Below are 17633 nucleotides of genomic sequence, written 5' to 3' on the forward strand. Positions count from 1 at the left end.
CCCGCGACACCACGGTCCGCCAGCGCCTGCACCAACACCGTCGTCCCCAGCAACCCCAACGGCACCCCGCAGGAGACATCCACATCCGTACGCTCATCCTGACCCAGGAACGACACCACCCGGGCACAGTCCTCAAACCCCGCCAGACGCCCAGCGAGCGCGTCCCGATCCAGCTCACCCACACCCACACGCAGCCACTCCACCCGAGCACCACGCGCCACCAACTCACCCGCCAAAGCCTCCGACCAGCCACCCACCACACCCTCGAACTCAACGATCAGCCAGGTACCGGACACCGTGAGACCAGTGGTGACACCGGCGGGTACCCAAGAGACCTCGTAGCGCAACTTGTCCGTGGTCGAGCGTTCGTCCTTGCGCCTGCGCCAGTCGGACAGGGCGGGGAGGGCCTCACTCAGCGGTGCGTCCAGTTCGAGCCCCAGCTCGGCGGCGAACCCGGCGGCATCGCCCTTCGCCAGCGCGGACCAGAGTTCGGCGTCGGGATGGACCTCGGTGGCCTCTGTCAGGGCCGCCTTACTCGGCCGTGGCCAGTAGCGCTCGCGCTGGAAGGCATAGGTGGGGAGGTCGGTGGTCTGTGCGGTGGTGGGGCCGTAGAAGGCCGCCCAGTCAACCGTGCCACCGTCCGCCCACAGCCGGGCCAGCGTCGTGACAGCCGTGACCGGCTCCGAACGCTTACGGGAGAGAAGTCCGACGGCCAGAGCGCCCTCGGCCGTCTCACTGATGGCACCGACCAGACTCGCGTCCGGGCCCACCTCCAGGAAACGGGTCACACCCAGATCAGTCAGACGGGAAACGGCGTCCGCGAACCGAACCGTGCCACGAACCTGATCCGCCCAGTAGTCCGCCGAGAACTCCTCCACGAGGGCACCCGTCAGGGTCGACACCACGGGAATCTTCGGGCGTTCGTAGGTGATGGTCGACGCGACCTGACGGAAGGCGTCGAGCATCGGGTCCATCAGACCGGAGTGGAAGGCATGACTGACCTCAAGCCAGCGACCCTGACGATCGGTGAGGGCCGCTGCGACCTGCTCCACCGCCGTACGGGTACCGGAAAGGACCACCTGGCCGGGCGCGTTGACCGCCGCGACCGAGACACCCTCGACCAGATGCGGGGTCACCTCTTCCAGCGAGGCACGGACCGCCCACATAGCGCCGCCGGTCGGCAGGGCCTGCATCAGGGACGCTCGCGCCGCCACCAGACGGCACGCGTCCTCCAGCGACACCACACCCGACACATATGCGGCGGCCAGTTCACCGACGGAATGCCCGACGAGGTAGTCAGGGCGCACACCCCACGACTCCGTCAGGCGATAGAGCGCGACCTCCACCGCGAACAACGCGGGCTGCGCCCACCCCGTCAGACCCAGAACGCTGTCCGCGTCCTCAAACACCACATCCCTCAGCGAACGGCCCAGAAGCCCGTCGAACTGGGCACACACCTCCTCCAGCGCCTCAGCGAACACCGGGAACACCGCCGCCAGTTCACGGCCCATCCCCACCCGCTGACCACCCTGACCCGAGAACACCACACCCGTCAGACCGGAACCAGCGACGGACGGCCGCACCCGGCCCGCCACCAGCCCGTCCAGGCCGGAGCGCAGTTCCGCGCCATCGGCGCCCAGCACCACCGAGCGGTGCTCCAGGGCCGCCCGCGTCGCCCCCAGCGACAAGCCCACATCGAGGGAATCCGCGTCCTGGAGGCCGAGCAGGCGACTGGCCTGCGCCGCGACACCGTCGGCGGACTTCGCCGACACCACCCATGGCACCACCGGCAGCGACACACTCGGCTCTGGCACCGCCACGTCGCTCGTGGCGGTCTCCTCACCGGGCGGGTCCTCCAGGATCACATGGGCGTTGGTGCCGCTCACGCCGAACGCGGAGATGCCCGCCCGGCGGGGGTGGTCCTCCGACGACGGCCAGTCACGCGCCTCCGCCAGCAGCTCCACCGCACCGGCCGACCAGTCCACATGGGACGACGGAGTCCCCACATGCAGCGACCGGGGCATCCGCCCGTACCGCATCGCCAACACCATCTTGATCACACCCGCGACACCAGCCGCCGCCTGCGTATGACCGATATTCGACTTGATCGAACCCAGCCACAACGGCTCTTCCCGGTCCTGCCCATAGGTCGCGAGAAGCGCCTGCGCCTCGATCGGGTCACCCAGCGAGGTGCCCGTGCCATGCGCCTCCACCACGTCCACATCGCCCGCGCCCAGACGGGCGTTGGCGAGCGCGTCACGGATCACCCGCTGCTGGGACGGGCCGTTGGGGGCGGTCAGACCGTTGGACGCGCCGTCCTGGTTGACGGCGGAGCCCCGCACGACCGCCAGAACCTGGTGGCCGTTGCGGCGGGCGTCGGACAGGCGCTCCAGGACGAGGACGCCGACGCCCTCACCCCACCCCGTACCGTCCGCGTCATCCGAGAAGGGCTTGCAGCGGCCGTCCGACGCGAGGCCGCCCTGGCGGCCGAACTCAAGGAAGGCGGCGGGGGTGGACATGACCGTCACACCGCCCGCGAGCGCCAGGGAGCACTCGCCCGAACGCAGCGACTGCGCCGCCAGATGCAGCGCGACCAGCGAGGACGAGCAGGCCGTGTCCACCGTCACCGCGGGACCCTCAAGACCCAGCGCGTACGACACCCGACCGGACAGGACACTGCCGGAGCTACCGGTCATGACATAGCCGTCGACGCCCTCGGTGGTGTCGGCGGCATCGGCCAGGTAGCGGTCGTAGCCGGAGCCGGCTCCGCCGACGAAGACGCCGACGCGGTCGCCCCTGAGGGAGAGGGGGGCGATGCGCGCGTGTTCCAGGGCCTCCCAGACGACCTCCAGGAGGATCCGCTGCTGCGGGTCCATCGCCAGCGCCTCGCGCGGGGCGATGCCGAACAGCGTGGCGTCGAAGTCGGCGACGTCGTGGAGGAATCCGCCCTGGGGGCCCCGCGCGGAGGTGGTGGCCGGCGCGGAGGGGTCGTCAGGGGTGGTGGCCGGTGCGGAGGGGCCGTCGGTGTCCGCCCCGTGGTCCGGGGTGGTGACCCCGGCCAGTCCGGCCAGGTCCCATCCCCGGTCCAGGGGTGCGTCGCCCACCGCGTCGACCCCGTCGGCCACCAGCCGCCACAGATCGTCCGCCGATCGGACCCCGCCCGGGAAGCGGCAGTTCATCGCCACGATGGCGATGGGCTCCCGGGCGGCCTCCTCTACCTCACGCAGACGCTGGCGCGTCTCGTGAAGGTCGGCCGTCGTCCACTTGAGGTAGTCACGAAGCTTGTCCTCGTTCACTTACGGACCGTCTCCTGTTGGCGTCGCCAAGGGGTCGGCAGTGTTGGCGCTCCAGCGCGTGAGGCCGGGAAGACCTACCTGCCGAACTCCCTGCGGATGAAATCGAACAGCTCGTCGTCCGACGCTTCCTCAAGCTGTCGGGACACCGGTTCGCCGGTTCCTGCTCCTGCGGACTTCCTGTCGCCCAGGCTTGAGATTAGGCTGCGCAGCCTCGCCTGCACGGCTTCGAGGTCGTGCTCTGGGGAAAGAGCTGAAATTCCCGCCTCAAGCTTGTCGAGATCTTGGAGCACGGACTGTTCGGGGGTGCGTCGGTCCCCGTCCTCACCGGCGAACTTGCCCCTCAGCAGGGCGGTGAGGTCGAGCAGGGTGGGGTGGTCGAAGACCAGGGTCGCGGGCAGGGTGATCCCGGTGGCCCGGGTCAGCCGGTTGCGGAGCTGGACCGAGGTCAGGGAGTCGAAGCCGAGGTCCTTGAAGGCCCGGCCCGGATCGAGGGCCTGAGGGTCGTCATGGCCGAGTACGGCCGCCACGGCGGTGCGCGCGAGGCCGGCGAGGGCCGCGTCGCGCTCCGCGGACGGCAGGGCGCGCAGCCGCTCGCCCGGGTCGGTCTCCGTGTGCTCGGCGGTGCCGTGTTCGCCGGCCGTGGCGCGCAGGGCCTTCTGGGCCGCGGGCAGTTCGGCGAGCAGGGGGCGCGGACGGGCGGCGGCGAAGCTCGGCGCGAAGCGTTCCCAGTCGACGTCGGCGACGGTCAGGACGGTCTCGTCGTGTTCGAGTGCCTGCTGGAGGGCGGCGAGCGCCCGGTCGGGGGCGAGCGGGAGGACGCCACGGCGGCTGAGTTGTTCCTCGGCCTCGGCGGTGGCGGCCATACCGCTGCCGCCCCAGGCTCCCCATGCCACGGAGGTGGCGGTGAGTCCGCGTTCACGTCGGCGCTGGGCGAGCACATCGAGGTAGGCGTTGGCGGCGGCGTAGGCGGCCTGCCCGCCGCTTCCCCAGACGCCCGCGTTGGACGAGAAGAGGACGAAGTGGTCCACGGCGTGGTCGGTGGCGGTGTCCTGGCCCGTGCCGGGCCCGGCGGAATCACCGGCTCCTGCTGAGCCGTGGGCCGCGGCGCCGAAGAGTTCGTCCAGGTGGGCCGCGCCGAGCGTCTTCGCCGCCGCCACCTCCGCGTACTCCTCCAGGGTCATCTCCCGTAGCGGGGTGGCCTGGACCGCTCCGGCCGCGTGGACGACCGTACGGATCCGGTCGCCCCCGTTCCGTACGCTCTCGACCAGGGCCGTCAGCGCCGTACGGTCGGCGGTGTCGCAGGAGGCGATGGTGACGCGGGCGCCGAGGGCGGTCAGCTCGGCGCGGAGCTCCCCGGCGCCGGGGGCGTCGGGGCCGCGGCGGCTCGTGAGCACCAGGTGTTCGGTGCCGGAGGCGGCGAGCCAGCGGGCGACATGGGCGCCGAGGCCACCCGTACCGCCGGTGATGAGGGCCGTGTCGCGCGGACGCCACTGCCGGGTGGCGGGCAGGTCGCCGACGGGGGCGTGGACCAGGCGGCGGGCGTGGAGCGCGCGGTCCCTGATGGCGAGCTGGTCCTCACCGGAGTCGCCGCCCAGCGCGTGCCGCAGCCGGTGGGCGGCGGTGTCGTCGAGGGTCTGGGGGAGGTCGACCAGTCCGCCCCAGCGGTCGGGGTCCTCCAGGCCGATAACCCGGGCCAGGCCCCACACCTGCCCCTGGCCGAGGCTGGTGAGCCGGTCGGCGGGGCTGGTGCGGACGGCTCCCTGGGTGATGAGCCACAGGGGCGCGTCGAGCTCGGCGTCGGCCAGGGCCTGGGCGAGCTGGAGTGTGGCGGCCGCGCCCACGGGGACGGCGGGGCGGCCGGGGAGCGTGCCCTCGTCGGTGCCGAGGAGGGAGAGGACTCCCGTGACCGGCGTCGCCGTGTGGGCGCGCAGCAGGGTGGTGAGTGTCTCGCGGGTGGCCGTGACCGGGTCGAGGTCGATCCGGACGATGTCGGTGCCGGGCCGGCCGAGCGCCCGGGTGAGGAAGCCGGGGAGCGGGGCGTCCTGGGCCGCGCTCGGGCTGAGCAGCAGCCAGGTGCCGTTCAGCCGGGCCGGGTCCGGCGTGTGCTGGGGCGCGAGCGGCCGCCACTCCACGCGGTAGCGCCAGGTGTCCAGGGTGGCGGCCTCGCGCCGGGCGCGGCGCCAGGTGGCGAGTGCGGGCAGGACCTCCGTGAGCGCGGTCCGGTCGACGCCGAGTGTGGTGGCGAGTTCGTCGGCGCCGCTGCCGTCGACCGCTTCCCAGAAGGCGCTCTCGACGGGGTCGCCGCTGGTGGTCGCGGTCTCCTCGGCGGGGCGCGGCCAGAACGTACGCCGTTGGAACGCGTACGTGGGCAGCTCGACCCGGCGCGGACGGGCGTCGCCGAAGACGGCGGTCCAGTCGAGGTCGACGCCGGAGACATGGGCTTCGGCGAGCGAGGTGGTGAAGCGGCGCGCGCCGCCGTCGTCGCGGCGCAGGGAGCCGCCGACGAAGAGCCGTCCGGCGGTGGTGTCGGCGGAGTCGAGGGTCTCCTGGACGGGGACGGTGAGGACGGGGTGGGGACTGATCTCGATGAAGGTGCGGTGCCCGGAGGCGAGGAGGGCGCGGACGGCGGGGTCGAGCATCACGGGCTGCCGCAGGTTGCGGAACCAGTACTCGGCGTCCACCAGGTCGCCGTCACCGGCCCAGGTGCCGGTGACGGTGGAGAGCAGCGGGATGTCGGGGCGGCGCGGGGTGATCGGGCCCAGCGCGGTGCGCAGGTCGTCGTGGATGCGGTCGACGTGGGCGCAGTGGGAGGCGTAGGTGACGGGGACCCGGCGGGCCCTGATGTCACGCGCCTGGCAGTCGCGGAGGAGTTCGTCGACGGCGTCCTCGTCGCCGGAGACGACGACGGAGGCGGGTCCGTTGACGGCGGCGACCGCGAGCCGGGTGCCGTAGGGGGCGATGAGTTCGGCCGCCGGTTCGGCGGCGAGCATGAGGGAGACCATGCCGCCCTGGCCCGCGAGGGGGATCAGGGCCTGGCTGCGCAGGCAGACGACCCGGGCGGCGTCGCGCAGGGTGAGGGCCCCGGCGACATGGGCGGCGGCGATCTCGCCCTGGGAGTGGCCGATGACGGCGTGGGGGCGTACCCCGGAGTGCTCCCAGAGCGCCGCGAGCGCCACCATGACGGCGAAGAGCGCGGGCTGGACGACGTCGACCCGGTCGAGCGTCGGTGCGCAGGGCGCGCCGCGCAGGACGTCGGTGAGCCGCCAGTCGGTGAACTCCGCGAGGGCGTCCTCGCACTCGGCGAGCTTGGCGGCGAAGACGGGGGCGCTCTCGGCGAGTTCCACGGCCATGCCGACCCACTGGGAGCCCTGTCCGGGGAAGACGAACACGGTCTTGCCGGGTGCGCCCGCCGCGCCGGTGACCAGGTTGTGCGTCTCCTGTCCGGTGGCGAGGGCGGCGAGGGCGGACACCATCTCGTCGTCGGTGGTGCCCGTGATGGCGGCGCGCTGCTCCAGGGAGGCGCGTGTGGTCGCGAGGGACCAGGCGACGTCCGCGACCGAGGGGCGTCGCTCCGCGTCGTACGCCTCCATAGTGGCGCGCAGCCGGTCGGCCTGGGCCGCGAGGGCCGCCAGGGTCCGGCCGGAGAGGATCCAGGGGACGACTGGTGCGGGGCGCGCCTCCGTGGTGTCGCGTTCGGGGCGCGTGTCCTGGGTGTCGGTCGCCTCTGTGGTGTCGCGTTCTCGGCGCGGTCCGTCGGGGTGCTGATCTCCCGCGTGCGGGTCTTGTGTGACGGCCGGTACGGGGTCGGTGGGGCCCTCGTGTGGCGCGGGCGCCAGGGGCGGTGCCTCTTCGAGGATGGCGTGGGCGTTCGTACCGCTCACGCCGAACGCCGAGACGCCCGCGCGCCGGGGGTGGTCCAGGACCGGCCAGGGGCGGGGGGCGGCGAGGACGCGGACGGCGCCGGAGGCCCAGTCGACATGGGTGGAGGGTTCGGTGACGTGGAGGCTGGCGGGGAGTGTGGAGTGGCGCAGGGCCAGCACCATCTTGATGACTCCGGCGAGGCCCGCCGCCGCCTGGGTGTGGCCGAGGTTGGACTTGATGGAGCCGAGCCACAGGGGCTGGTCGTCGGGGCGGTCCTGGCCGTAGGTGGCGAGGAGCGCCTGGGCCTCGATGGGGTCGCCGAGGGTGGTGCCGGTGCCGTGCGCCTCCACGGCGTCGACCTCGGTGGCGGGGACTCCCGCGTCGGCGAGGGCCTTGTGGATGACGCGCCGCTGCGCGGCGCCGTTGGGGGCGGTGAGCCCGTTGGAGGCACCGTCCTGGTTGACGGCGGAGCCCCGGACGACGGCGAGGACCGGATGGCCCTTGCGGCGGGCCTCGGAGAGCCGCTCGACGAGGACCACGCCGACGCCTTCGCCCCAGCCGGTGCCGTCGGCGCTGTCGGAGAACGCCTTGCAGCGGCCGTCGGCCGACAGCGCGCGCTGCCTGCTGAACTCCACGAACACGCTCGGTGTCGTCATCACCGTGGCCCCGCCGACGAGGGCGGCCTCGCACTCGCCCGCGCGCAGCGCCTGGACGGCGAGGTGGAGGGCGACGAGGGAGGCGGAGCAGGCGGTGTCGACGGTGAGGGCGGGGCCTTCCAGGCCGAAGGAGTAGGAGATCCGGCCCGAGAGCACACTGGCCACGTTGCCGGTGGCGACATAGCCGCCGAGGTTCTCGCGGGAGCGGTGCAGGACGGCCGGGTAGTCCTGGCCGTTGGTTCCGGCGAAGACGCCGATCTGGCTGCCGCGTACGGACCTGGGGTCGATGCCCGCGCGTTCCAGGGCCTCCCAGGAGCACTCCATGAGGAGCCGCTGCTGCGGGTCCATGGCGAGGGCCTCACGGGGGTTGATCCCGAAGAGGTCGGCGTCGAAGTCGGCGGCGCCCCGCAGGAAGCCGCCCTCCTTCACATAGCAGGTGCCCTCGTGGTCGGGGTCCGGGTGGTAGAGGGAGGCGAGGTCCCAGCCCCGGTCCTCAGGGAAGGCGGTCATGGCGTCCGCGCCGTCGGTGAGGAGCCGCCACAGGTCCTCGGGGGTGTCCACGCCGCCGGGGAAGCGGCAGCTCATGCCGACGATGGCGATCGGTTCGCCGTCCGCGACCACGGCCCCGGCGGTGGTCGCGGTGGCGGGTCCGGTGCCGCCGCCCGAGAGGCGCTCGGCCAGATGGGTGGCGAGGGCGTCGGCGGTGGGCTGGTCGTAGAGCAGGGTCGCGGGCAGCGCGAGCCCGGTCAGCGCCTTGAGCCGGGTGCGCAGGTCCATGGCGAGCAGCGAGTCGAAGCCCAGCTCCGCGAAGGACGCGGTGGGGGCGACGGGTTCGATGCCGGGATGGCCGAGGACGTCGGCGGCCTGGGCGCGGACCGTTTCGAGGACGGCGGCGTGCCGGGCGGCCGGGGGCAGCGTCCGCACCTCGCGGGAGAGCGCGGGCTCGGCGCCGGGGATCACGGACGCGCGGGCCGGTTCCGTGGCCGGGACGAGTTCGGCGATCAGCGGGAGCCGCTCCCCGGTGGCGCGTTCGGCGCCGAGCCTGGCCCAGTCGACGTCGGCGACGACCGCCGTGGGCGCGGGGCCGGTGACGACGCGGGCGAGGGTGTCCAGGGCGGGCGCGGAGTCCATCGGCCGCAGACCGCTGCGCACCATCCGCTCGGTGAGGGCCGCGTCCGCGGCCATGCCACCGCCCGCCCACGGGCCCCAGGCCACGGAGAGCGCGGGCAGTCCGGCGGCGGTACGGAACTCGGCGAGCGCGTCGAGATAGGCGTTGGCGGCCGCGTATCCGGCCTGGCCGACGGCGCCGAACGTGCCGGAGAAGGAGGAGAACAGGACGAAGGCGGACAGTTCGCGGTCGGCCAGCAGCTCATGGAGGTGGTGGGCGGCGGTGGCCTTGGCGTCCCAGACGGCTTCGAGCTGACGCGGGCTCAGGGTGTGCAGCAGTCCGTCGTCGACGACGCCCGCCGCGTGGATGACCGCGTCGATACGGACGCCGTCGGCGTCCAGGCCGTCGAGGAGCCGGGCCAGCGCGTCACGGTCCGAGGTGTCACAGGCCGCGAGGACGACCGTGGCCCCGCGTTCGGCCAGTTCGGCCCGGAGCGCCTCCGCGCCGGGCGCGTCCGGGCCCCGGCGGCTCACCAGGACGAGGGTGTCGGCTCCCTGGTCCACCAGCCAGCGGGAGACATGCGCGCCCAGGGCGCCGGTACCGCCGGTCACCAGGACGGTGCCGGTGAGGGCTCCGTTCTGGCCGTCGGCGGGGCGGGGTACGCGGGCCCGGACCAGCCGGCGGGCGAAGGACCCGCCCGGCCGGAGCGCGACCTGATCCTCCGGGGACGCTCCCGCCAGCAGCCCGATCAGCCCGCTGACCTCGTGGTCCCCCGGCACCGGCGGCAGATCCACCAGACCGCCCCAGCGGTCCGGGTGCTCCAGGGCCGCGACCCGGCCGAGCCCCCAGACGGCCGCCGCCTCCGGGCGCGCGGGGGTGTCCAGGGCGCCGATGGAGACGGCGCCGGTCGTGACGGCCCAGAGGCGGCCGGGGACCCCGGCGTCACCGAGGGCCTGGACCAGGGTGGCGGTCGCGGCGACCGCCTCCGCGCCCGGCCCGTGGTGCGCGCCGGAGGCGATCAGGGTGACCACTCCGGCGGCGCCCTGGTGCTCCCGCAGTGCTCCGGCGAGCGTGGCACGGTCGGTGTCCGGTCCGACGGCCAGGGTCAGGGGCTCGGCACCGGCGGCGCGCAGCGCGTCCACCACCCTCGGCGCCAGCGGGTCGTCCGCCCCGGTCTCCGCCCCGGTGCTCCGAGTGACCACCAGCCACCGCCCCGGGAGCCGTCCCGACGGGGGAAGGTCCATGGCGCGCCAGTCGACCTGATAGCTCCAGCGGTCGGCCGGGTCCATCAGCTCGGCGGGGTTGCCGTTGAGCCAGTAGCGCTGGTGCTGGAAGGGGTAGGTGGGGAGGTCGGTGGTCTGTGCGGCAGTGGGGGCGTAGAAGGCGGCCCAGTCGACCGTCCCGCCATCGGCCCAGAGCCGGGCCAGGGTGGTGACAGCCGTGACCGGCTCCGCACGCTTACGGGAGAGAAGTCCGACGGCCAGGGCCTCGTCGGCGGTCTCGCTGATGGCGCCGACCAGACTCGCGTCCGGGCCCAGCTCCAGGAACCGGGTGACGCCGAGGCCGGTGAGGCGGGTGATGGCGTCCGCGAACCGGACCGTGCCACGGACCTGGTCCACCCAGTAGTCCGCCGTGAACGCGGTGACCGGCTCGCCGGTCAACGTGGAGACGATCGGGATGCGCGGGCGGTCGTAGGCGATGGTCGACGCGATGTCGCGGAAGGCGTCGAGCATCGGGTCCATCAGGTCCGAGTGGAAGGCATGGCTGACCTCAAGCCAGCGGCCCTGACGGTCGGTGAGCGCCGCCGAGACCTGCTCGACCGCCGTACGGGTGCCGGAGAGGACCACCTGACCGGGAGCATTGACCGCCGCGACGGAGACGCCGTCGACCAGATGCGGGGTGACCTCGTCCAGGGACGCGCGGACCGCCCACATGGCGCCACCGGTCGGCAGGGCCTGCATCAGACTTGCGCGGGCCGCCACCAGACGGCACGCGTCCTCCAGCGACACCACCCCGGACACGTAAGCGGCGGCCAGTTCGCCGACCGAGTGCCCGACCAGATAGTCCGGGCGTACACCCCACGACTCGGTCAGGCGATACAGCGCCACCTCGACGGCGAACAGCGCGGGCTGCGCCCACCCCGTCAGACCCAGAACACCCTCCGTGTCGTCAAAGACGATCTCCTTCAGCGGACGGTCCAGGACCACATCGAACTGGGCGCACACCTCCTCCAGTACCTCGGCGAAGACGGGGAAGACGGAGGCCAGTTCACGGCCCATCCCCACCCGCTGACCGCCCTGACCGGAGAACACCACACCCGTCAGACCGGATCCGGCGGCGGAGGCGCGTACCCGGCCCGACGCCAGCGCGTCCAGGCCGGTAGCCAGCTCATCCCCGTCGGCTCCGACGACGAACGACCGGTGGTCCAGCGCCGTCCGTGTCACCGCGAGCGAGAGCCCCACATCCAGCGGGTTCCCGCCCAGGGCGGAGCGCAGCCGGGCCGCCTGCGCGGCCACGGCGTCGGCGGACTTCGCCGACAGCAGCCATGGCACCACCGGCAGCCGCGGAGTATCCGGGGCGGGCGTGGGCTCCGGTTCCGCCGGGGCGAACGCCGGAGCCTCCTCGACGATCACATGCGCGTTCGTCCCGCTCACGCCGAACGAGGACACTCCGGCCCGGCGGGGCCGGTCCGGCGACACCGGCCACTGACGGGCCTCCGTCAGCAGCTCGACCGCGCCCGCGGACCAGTCCACATGCGAGGACGGCGTACCCACGTGCAGCGTCTTCGGCAGCGACTCCCGCTGGAGGGCGAGGACCATCTTCATCACGCCCGCGACACCGGCCGCCGCCTGCGTATGACCGATGTTGGACTTCACCGAGCCCAGCCACAGCGGGCGCTCACGCGCCGGGTCACTGCCGTAGCTCGCCAGCAGGGCCTGCGCCTCGATCGGGTCACCGAGGGAGGTGCCCGTGCCGTGGGCCTCGACCACGTCCACCTCAGCGGCGGTCACACCGGCACTCGCCAGCGCGTCGCGGATCACCCGCTGCTGCGACGGGCCGTTCGGGGCGCTCAGGCCGTTGGAGGCGCCGTCCTGGTTGACCGCGGAGCCCCGTACGACAGCGAGCACCCGATGCCCGTTGCGCCGCGCGTCGGAGAGCCGTTCCAGCACCAGCAGGCCCACGCCCTCGGCCCAGCCCGTACCGTCCGCGTCATCCGAGAACGCCTTGCAGCGGCCGTCGGACGCGAGGCCGCCCTGGCGCTCGAACTCGGCGAAGGCGCCGGGCGTCGCCATGACCGTGACGCCGCCCGCCAGCGCCAGCGACGACTCGCCGGAGCGCAGCGAGCGGCCGGCCCAGTGGAGGGCGACCAGGGAGGAGGAGCAGGCCGTGTCCAGGGTGATCGCCGGGCCCTCCAGGCCCAGCGCGTAGGCGACCCGGCCGGAGACCACGCTGGTGGAGTTGCCGACCAGCAGATGGCCCTTGACCTCGTCGGGGACGGCGGAGCCGGTTCCGTATCCCTGGCCGGTGCAGCCGACGAAGACCCCGGTGCGCGAGCCACGGGTGGAGTCCGGGGCGATCCCGGCGTGTTCGAGGGCTTCCCAGGCCGCCTCCAGAAGGATCCGCTGCTGCGGGTCCATGGCGAGGGCCTCGCGCGGCGAGATGCCGAAGAAGCCCGCGTCGAACCCGGCCGCGTCGTGGACGAAGCCGCCGACGCCCGCCGGGTGGCCCTCCAGGGACCAGTGGCGGTCGGTGGGGAAGGGGGAGAGCGCGTCGCTGCCGCTGGCGAGCAGCCGCCACAGGTCGTCCGGTGAGCTGACGCCGCCGGGCAGTCGGCAGCTCATACCGATGATGGCGATGGGCTCGTCGTCCACGGGCCGGGCGCGGCCGTCCGTACCGTCACCGTCGGCGGCCGGTTCCTGGTCGCCGAAGAGCAGCTGGTGCAGATGGCGCGCGAGCGGCCGGGGCTGGGCGTGGTCGAAGACCAGGGTGGCGGGCAGGGTGAGACCGGTGACGGAGGCCAGCCGGTTGCGGAGTTCGACGGCGGTGAGGGAGTCGAAGCCGAGGTCGCGGAAGGCGCGTCCCGCCTCGATGGCCGCCGGGCCGTCGTCGTGGCCGAGGACTCCGGCGGCGTGGACCCGGACGAGGTCGAGGAGTTCACGGAGCCGCTCGGCCGGGGAGAGGACGGCGAGGCGGCGGCGCAGGGTGTCCGCCTCGGTGTCCTGGCCGCTCTGGGCGCCGGGCGCCAGGGCCTCGCGCACCTCGGGGAGTTCGTCCAGCAGGGGCCGGGGGCGGGCCGCCGCGAAGGGGGGCGCGAAGCGTTCCCAGTCCATGTCCGCGACGACGGCGAGGGTCTCGTCGCGTTCGACGGCGGCGCGCAGCGCGGCGATGGCGAGCGCGGGGTCCATGGCGCCGATGCCCCGGGCCTGGAGGTGGCGTGCCATGCCCGCGTCGGTGGCGAGACCGGCGCCGCCCCAGGCGCCCCAGGCGATGGAGGTGGCCGTCGCTCCGCGCGCGCGGCGGTGCTCGGCGAGGGCGTCGAGGTGGGCGTTGGCGGCGGCGTAGCCGCTCTGGCCGCCGCTGCCCCAGGTGGCGGCGATGGAGGAGAAGAGGACGAACGCGTCGAGCGGGCGGTCGCCGAGGAGGTCGTCGAGGTGGGCGGCGCCGAGAACCTTGGCCGCCAGGACGTCGGCGAGGTCTTCGGGTGTGCTGTCGGCCAGTTCCTGGAACTGGCCGACGCCCGCCGCGTGCACCACCGTGGTGAGCGGGTGCGCGTCCGGGACGAGGTCGAGGACGCGGGCCAGGGCGTCTCGGTCGGCCGTGTCGCAGGCGGCGAGGGTGACACCGACGCCGAGTGCGGTGAGTTCGTCGCGGAGTGCGGTGGCACCGGGCGCGTCGGCGCCCCGGCGTCCGGTGAGGACGAGGTGGTCGATGCCGTGGGTGGCGAACCAGCGGGCCAGTGCCGAACCGATGCCTCCGGTTCCGCCGGTGATCAGGGCCGTGCCGTGCGGCTGCCAGGTCCGGCGCTCGGGCCGCCCCGGCGTGGCCCGGATCAGGCGCCGTACGAAGGCTCCCGAACCGCGCAGCGCCACTTGGTCCTCGGCTCCGTCGGCGAGGGTGGCGGCCAGGCGTTCGGCGTCGCGCGCGACCAGGGTGGCGGGCAGATCGAGCAGCCCGCCCCAGCGGTCGGGGTGTTCCAGGCCCACGACCCGGCCGAATCCCCAGACCATCGCCTGGTGGCGGGTGCGCAGGGGGTCGGAGCGGCCGATGGAGACGGCACCCTGGGTGGCGATCCACAGGGGAGCGGTGATCCCCGCGTCGCCCAGGGCCTGGGTGAGCGCCATGGTGGTGGCCAGACCACGGGTGAGGGCGGGGTGGCGCGGGTCCGGCCGCTCGTCGAGCGCGAGCAGGCTCAGCACGCCCGCCGCTTCCGGCGCGCTCTCCCGCAGCCGTACGGCCAGTGTCTCCCGGTCGCCGTCGGTGTCGCCGACCACGAGGGTGTGGACGGTGGCGCCCCGTTCGCCGAGGGCGGTGGTGACGGCGGTCGCCGTCGCGCCTTCGGCGTCCGCCTGGCCCACGAGGACCAGCCAGGTGCCGCCGAGACGGCCGGGGGCGGGGGGCGTGGTGGCGTCGGGCTCGGGTGCCGTGCCCACGAAGGTGCCGGATGTGGCGGAGGTGCCCGATGTGGCGGAGGTGCCGGGCGTGCCCGTGGGCCGGGGCCGCCACACCACCTCGTAGCGCCAGCCGTCGGCGGTGTGCTGCTCGCGCCGACGGCGGCGCCACGTCCCGAGCGCGGGCAGGACGGGGTCGAGCAGGGCGGTGTCGGTGCCGAGCGCGGCGGCCAGGGCGTCGGTGTCCGCGCTCTCCACGGCGGTCCAGAACGCGCTGTCGGCGGGGTCGGCGGCGGATGTCTCCGCTGCCACGGGCGCGGGTTCCGGCCAGTAGCGGCGGCGCTGGAAGGCGTACGTGGGGAGGTCGACCAGCTGGGGGCGGGGCTGCGGATAGGCGGCGGACCAGTCGACGTCCACGCCCCGCGTCCACAGCTCGGCGGCGCTGGCGAGGAAGCGGGCCAGGCCCCCGTCCGCGCGGCGCAGGGTGCCGGTGATGACGCGCTGCTGGTCGTCGGCGGCGCCGGGTCCGGCGGCCGCCGACGCGGGCGCGGCGGAGGGCGTCCCCGGCTCCGCGGCGTGCTCCCACCGCTCCAGGGTCTCCTCGACGGCGGCCGTCAGTACGGGGTGGGAGGACGCCTCCACGAAGACGCCGTAGCCGTCGGCGGCGAGCCGCTCCACCGCGTCCGCGAACCGTACGGGCTCGCGCAGGTTGCGGTACCAGTAGTCGGCGTCCATGGTCAGCGGGTCGGTGAACTCCCCGGTGACGGTGGAGAGGAACGGGATCCGCCCGGCGCGGGGGGTGATGCCCTCCAGCGCGTCCAGCAGGCGCTCCCGCAGCGGCTCCATCGCGGGCGAGTGGGACGCGAAGTCCATGGCGACCCGGCGGGCGGGCACGCCCTCGCGCTCGCACCCGGCGAGGACCCGCTCGATCAGGGGCGCGGTCGCGGAGACGACGAGCTGTTCGGGCGCGTTGACGGCGGCGATGGAGACACCGTCGGGCAGCAGCGCCCGCACGCGTGCGGCCGGGGCGCGCAGCGAGGCGACCGCGCCGGTCCCGCCGAGGGAGGCGATGGCCGCGGAGCGGGCGACGACCACGCGCAGCGCGTCGTGCAGGGAGAGCACGCCCGCCACATGGGCGGCGGCGACCTCGCCCTGGGAGTGGCCCACGACGGCGGCCGGGGTGATGCCGTAGGACTCCCACAGGGCCGCCAGCGCCACCATGACCACGAAGGAGGCGGGCTGGACGACATCGACCCGGTCCAGGCCGGTGCCGTCCCGCAGGGCGTCGGTGAGGGACCAGTCGACCGTGTCCGGCCCCTCCAGACCGTCCAGGATCTTCTCGCACTCGGCCACGACGGCCGCGAACACGGGCGAGGTGTCGAGCAGTTCGCCGCCCATCCCGGCCCACTGGGCGCCCTGCCCGGGGAAGACGAGGACGGTCCGGCCGACCGGGCCCGACTGGCCCCGGACGACACCGGCGGTGAGGGTGTCCGCGGCGAGGGCGCCCAGACCCGGACCGTACGGGGGCAGGACGACGGCGCGGTGTTCGAAGCGGGCGCGGGAGGCGGCCAGGGACCAGCCGAGGGCGGCCGGGTCGGCGCCGGGGAGCAGCGGGGTGAGGGCACCGGCCTGGGCGCGCAGGGCGGCGGCGGTGCGGCCGGAGAGCAGCCAGGGCAGGACGTCCGGGGCGGGGCCCGGGGACGGGGCTTCGGCGGGGGCCGGGGCCTCCTCGATGATGACGTGGGCGTTGGTGCCGCTCATGCCGAAGGAGGAGATGCCCGCGCGGCGCGGCCGGTCGGCCGAGGCGGGCCAGGGCCGGGCCTCGGTGAGCAGTTCGACGGCCCCGGACGACCAGCTGACATGGGACGAGGGAGTCGTCACGTGCAGGGTCTTGGGGAGCAGGTCGTTCCGCATGGCCAGGACCATCTTCATCAGCCCGGCGACCCCGGCGGCGGCCTGGGTGTGGCCGATGTTCGACTTCACCGACCCCAGCCAGAGCGGCCGTTCCCGATCCTTGCCGTAGCTCGCGAGCAGCGCCTGGGCCTCGATGGGGTCGCCCAGGGTCGTTCCCGTGCCGTGGGCCTCGACCGCGTCGATCTCACCGGGGGTGAGCCCGGCGCTGGCGAGGGCCTCGCGGATGACACGGCGCTGGGAGGGGCCGTTGGGCGCGGTCAGTCCGTTGGAGGCGCCGTCCTGGTTGACGGCGGAGCCCCGGATGACGGCGAGGATCCGGCGGCCGTTGCGGCGGGCGTCGGAGAGCCGCTCCAGCAGCAGCATGCCGACGCCCTCGGCCCAGCCGGTCCCGTCGGCGCTGTCGGAGAACGCCTTGCAGCGGCCGTCGACGGCGAGGCCGCGCTGGCGGCTGAACTCCAGGAAGGTGGCGGGGCTCGCCATCAGGGTGGCGCCGCCCGCGAGGGCGAGGGAGCACTCGCCGTTGCGCAGGGACTGGGCGGCGAGGTGGAGCGTGACGAGGGAGGTGGAGCAGGCGGTGTCGACGGTGACGGCCGGGCCTTCGAGACCGAGGGTGTACGAGATGCGTCCGGAGGCGACGCTGGAGTGGGTGCCGGTGGCCATATAGCCCTCGGTCTCCACCCCGGACTGGTGGACCAGTGGCGCGTAGTCCTGGCCGGTGGCGCCGACGAAGACGCCGGTGGCGGTGGAGCGGAGCGAGGCGGCGGGGATACGGGCGCGTTCGAGGGCCTCCCAGGCGGTCTCCAGCAGCAGCCGCTGCTGGGGTTCCATGGCGAGCGCCTCACGGGGGTTGATCCCGAAGAAACCGGCGTCGAAGCGGTCGGCGTCGTGGAGGAAGCCGCCCTGGCTGACATAGGTGGTGCCGCGCCGGTCCGGGTCGGGGTCGACGAGGGTCGCCAGGTCCCAGCCGGGCCGGTCGGGGAAGTCGCCGACGGCGTCCACGCCGTCGGCGAGCAGCCGCCAGAACTTCTCGGGGGTGTCGGCCCCTCCGGGGAGGCGGCAGGCCATGCCGACGATGGCGATGGGTTCGCGCGCGACCGCTTCGAGACGCTGGTTGTGCTGCTTGAGGCGTTCGTTGTCACGGAGCGCCGTGCGCAGCGCGTCGACGATCTTGTCGGAAGGTGCCGTCATG

General features: G+C 74.2%; 2 protein-coding genes. Both read right to left on the reverse strand.

Features of this window, described 5'->3' with window-relative positions; genetic code table 11:
* The coding region (locus ACFVIM_RS08175) for a type I polyketide synthase (protein ID WP_384299836.1) at positions 1–3296 on the reverse strand (3296 nt) is incomplete at its 3' end.
* A 74-nt stretch (positions 3297–3370) separates the two neighbouring features.
* Positions 3371–17632: a type I polyketide synthase gene (locus ACFVIM_RS08180; protein WP_384299837.1), complete on the reverse strand. Its 14262-nt coding sequence runs from the start codon at positions 17630–17632 to the stop codon at positions 3371–3373.
* Position 17633: the final 1 nt, after the last annotated feature.

Source organism: Streptomyces sp. NPDC057638 (genome assembly GCF_042800315.1).
Lineage (GTDB): Bacteria > Actinomycetota > Actinomycetes > Streptomycetales > Streptomycetaceae > Streptomyces.

Bases quoted from the DNA above. Each gene is read 5' to 3' on its own strand.
- ACFVIM_RS08180 (WP_384299837.1), bottom strand. From the start codon at position 17,632: ATGACGGCACCTTCCGACAAGATCGTCGACGCGCTGCGCACGGCGCTC.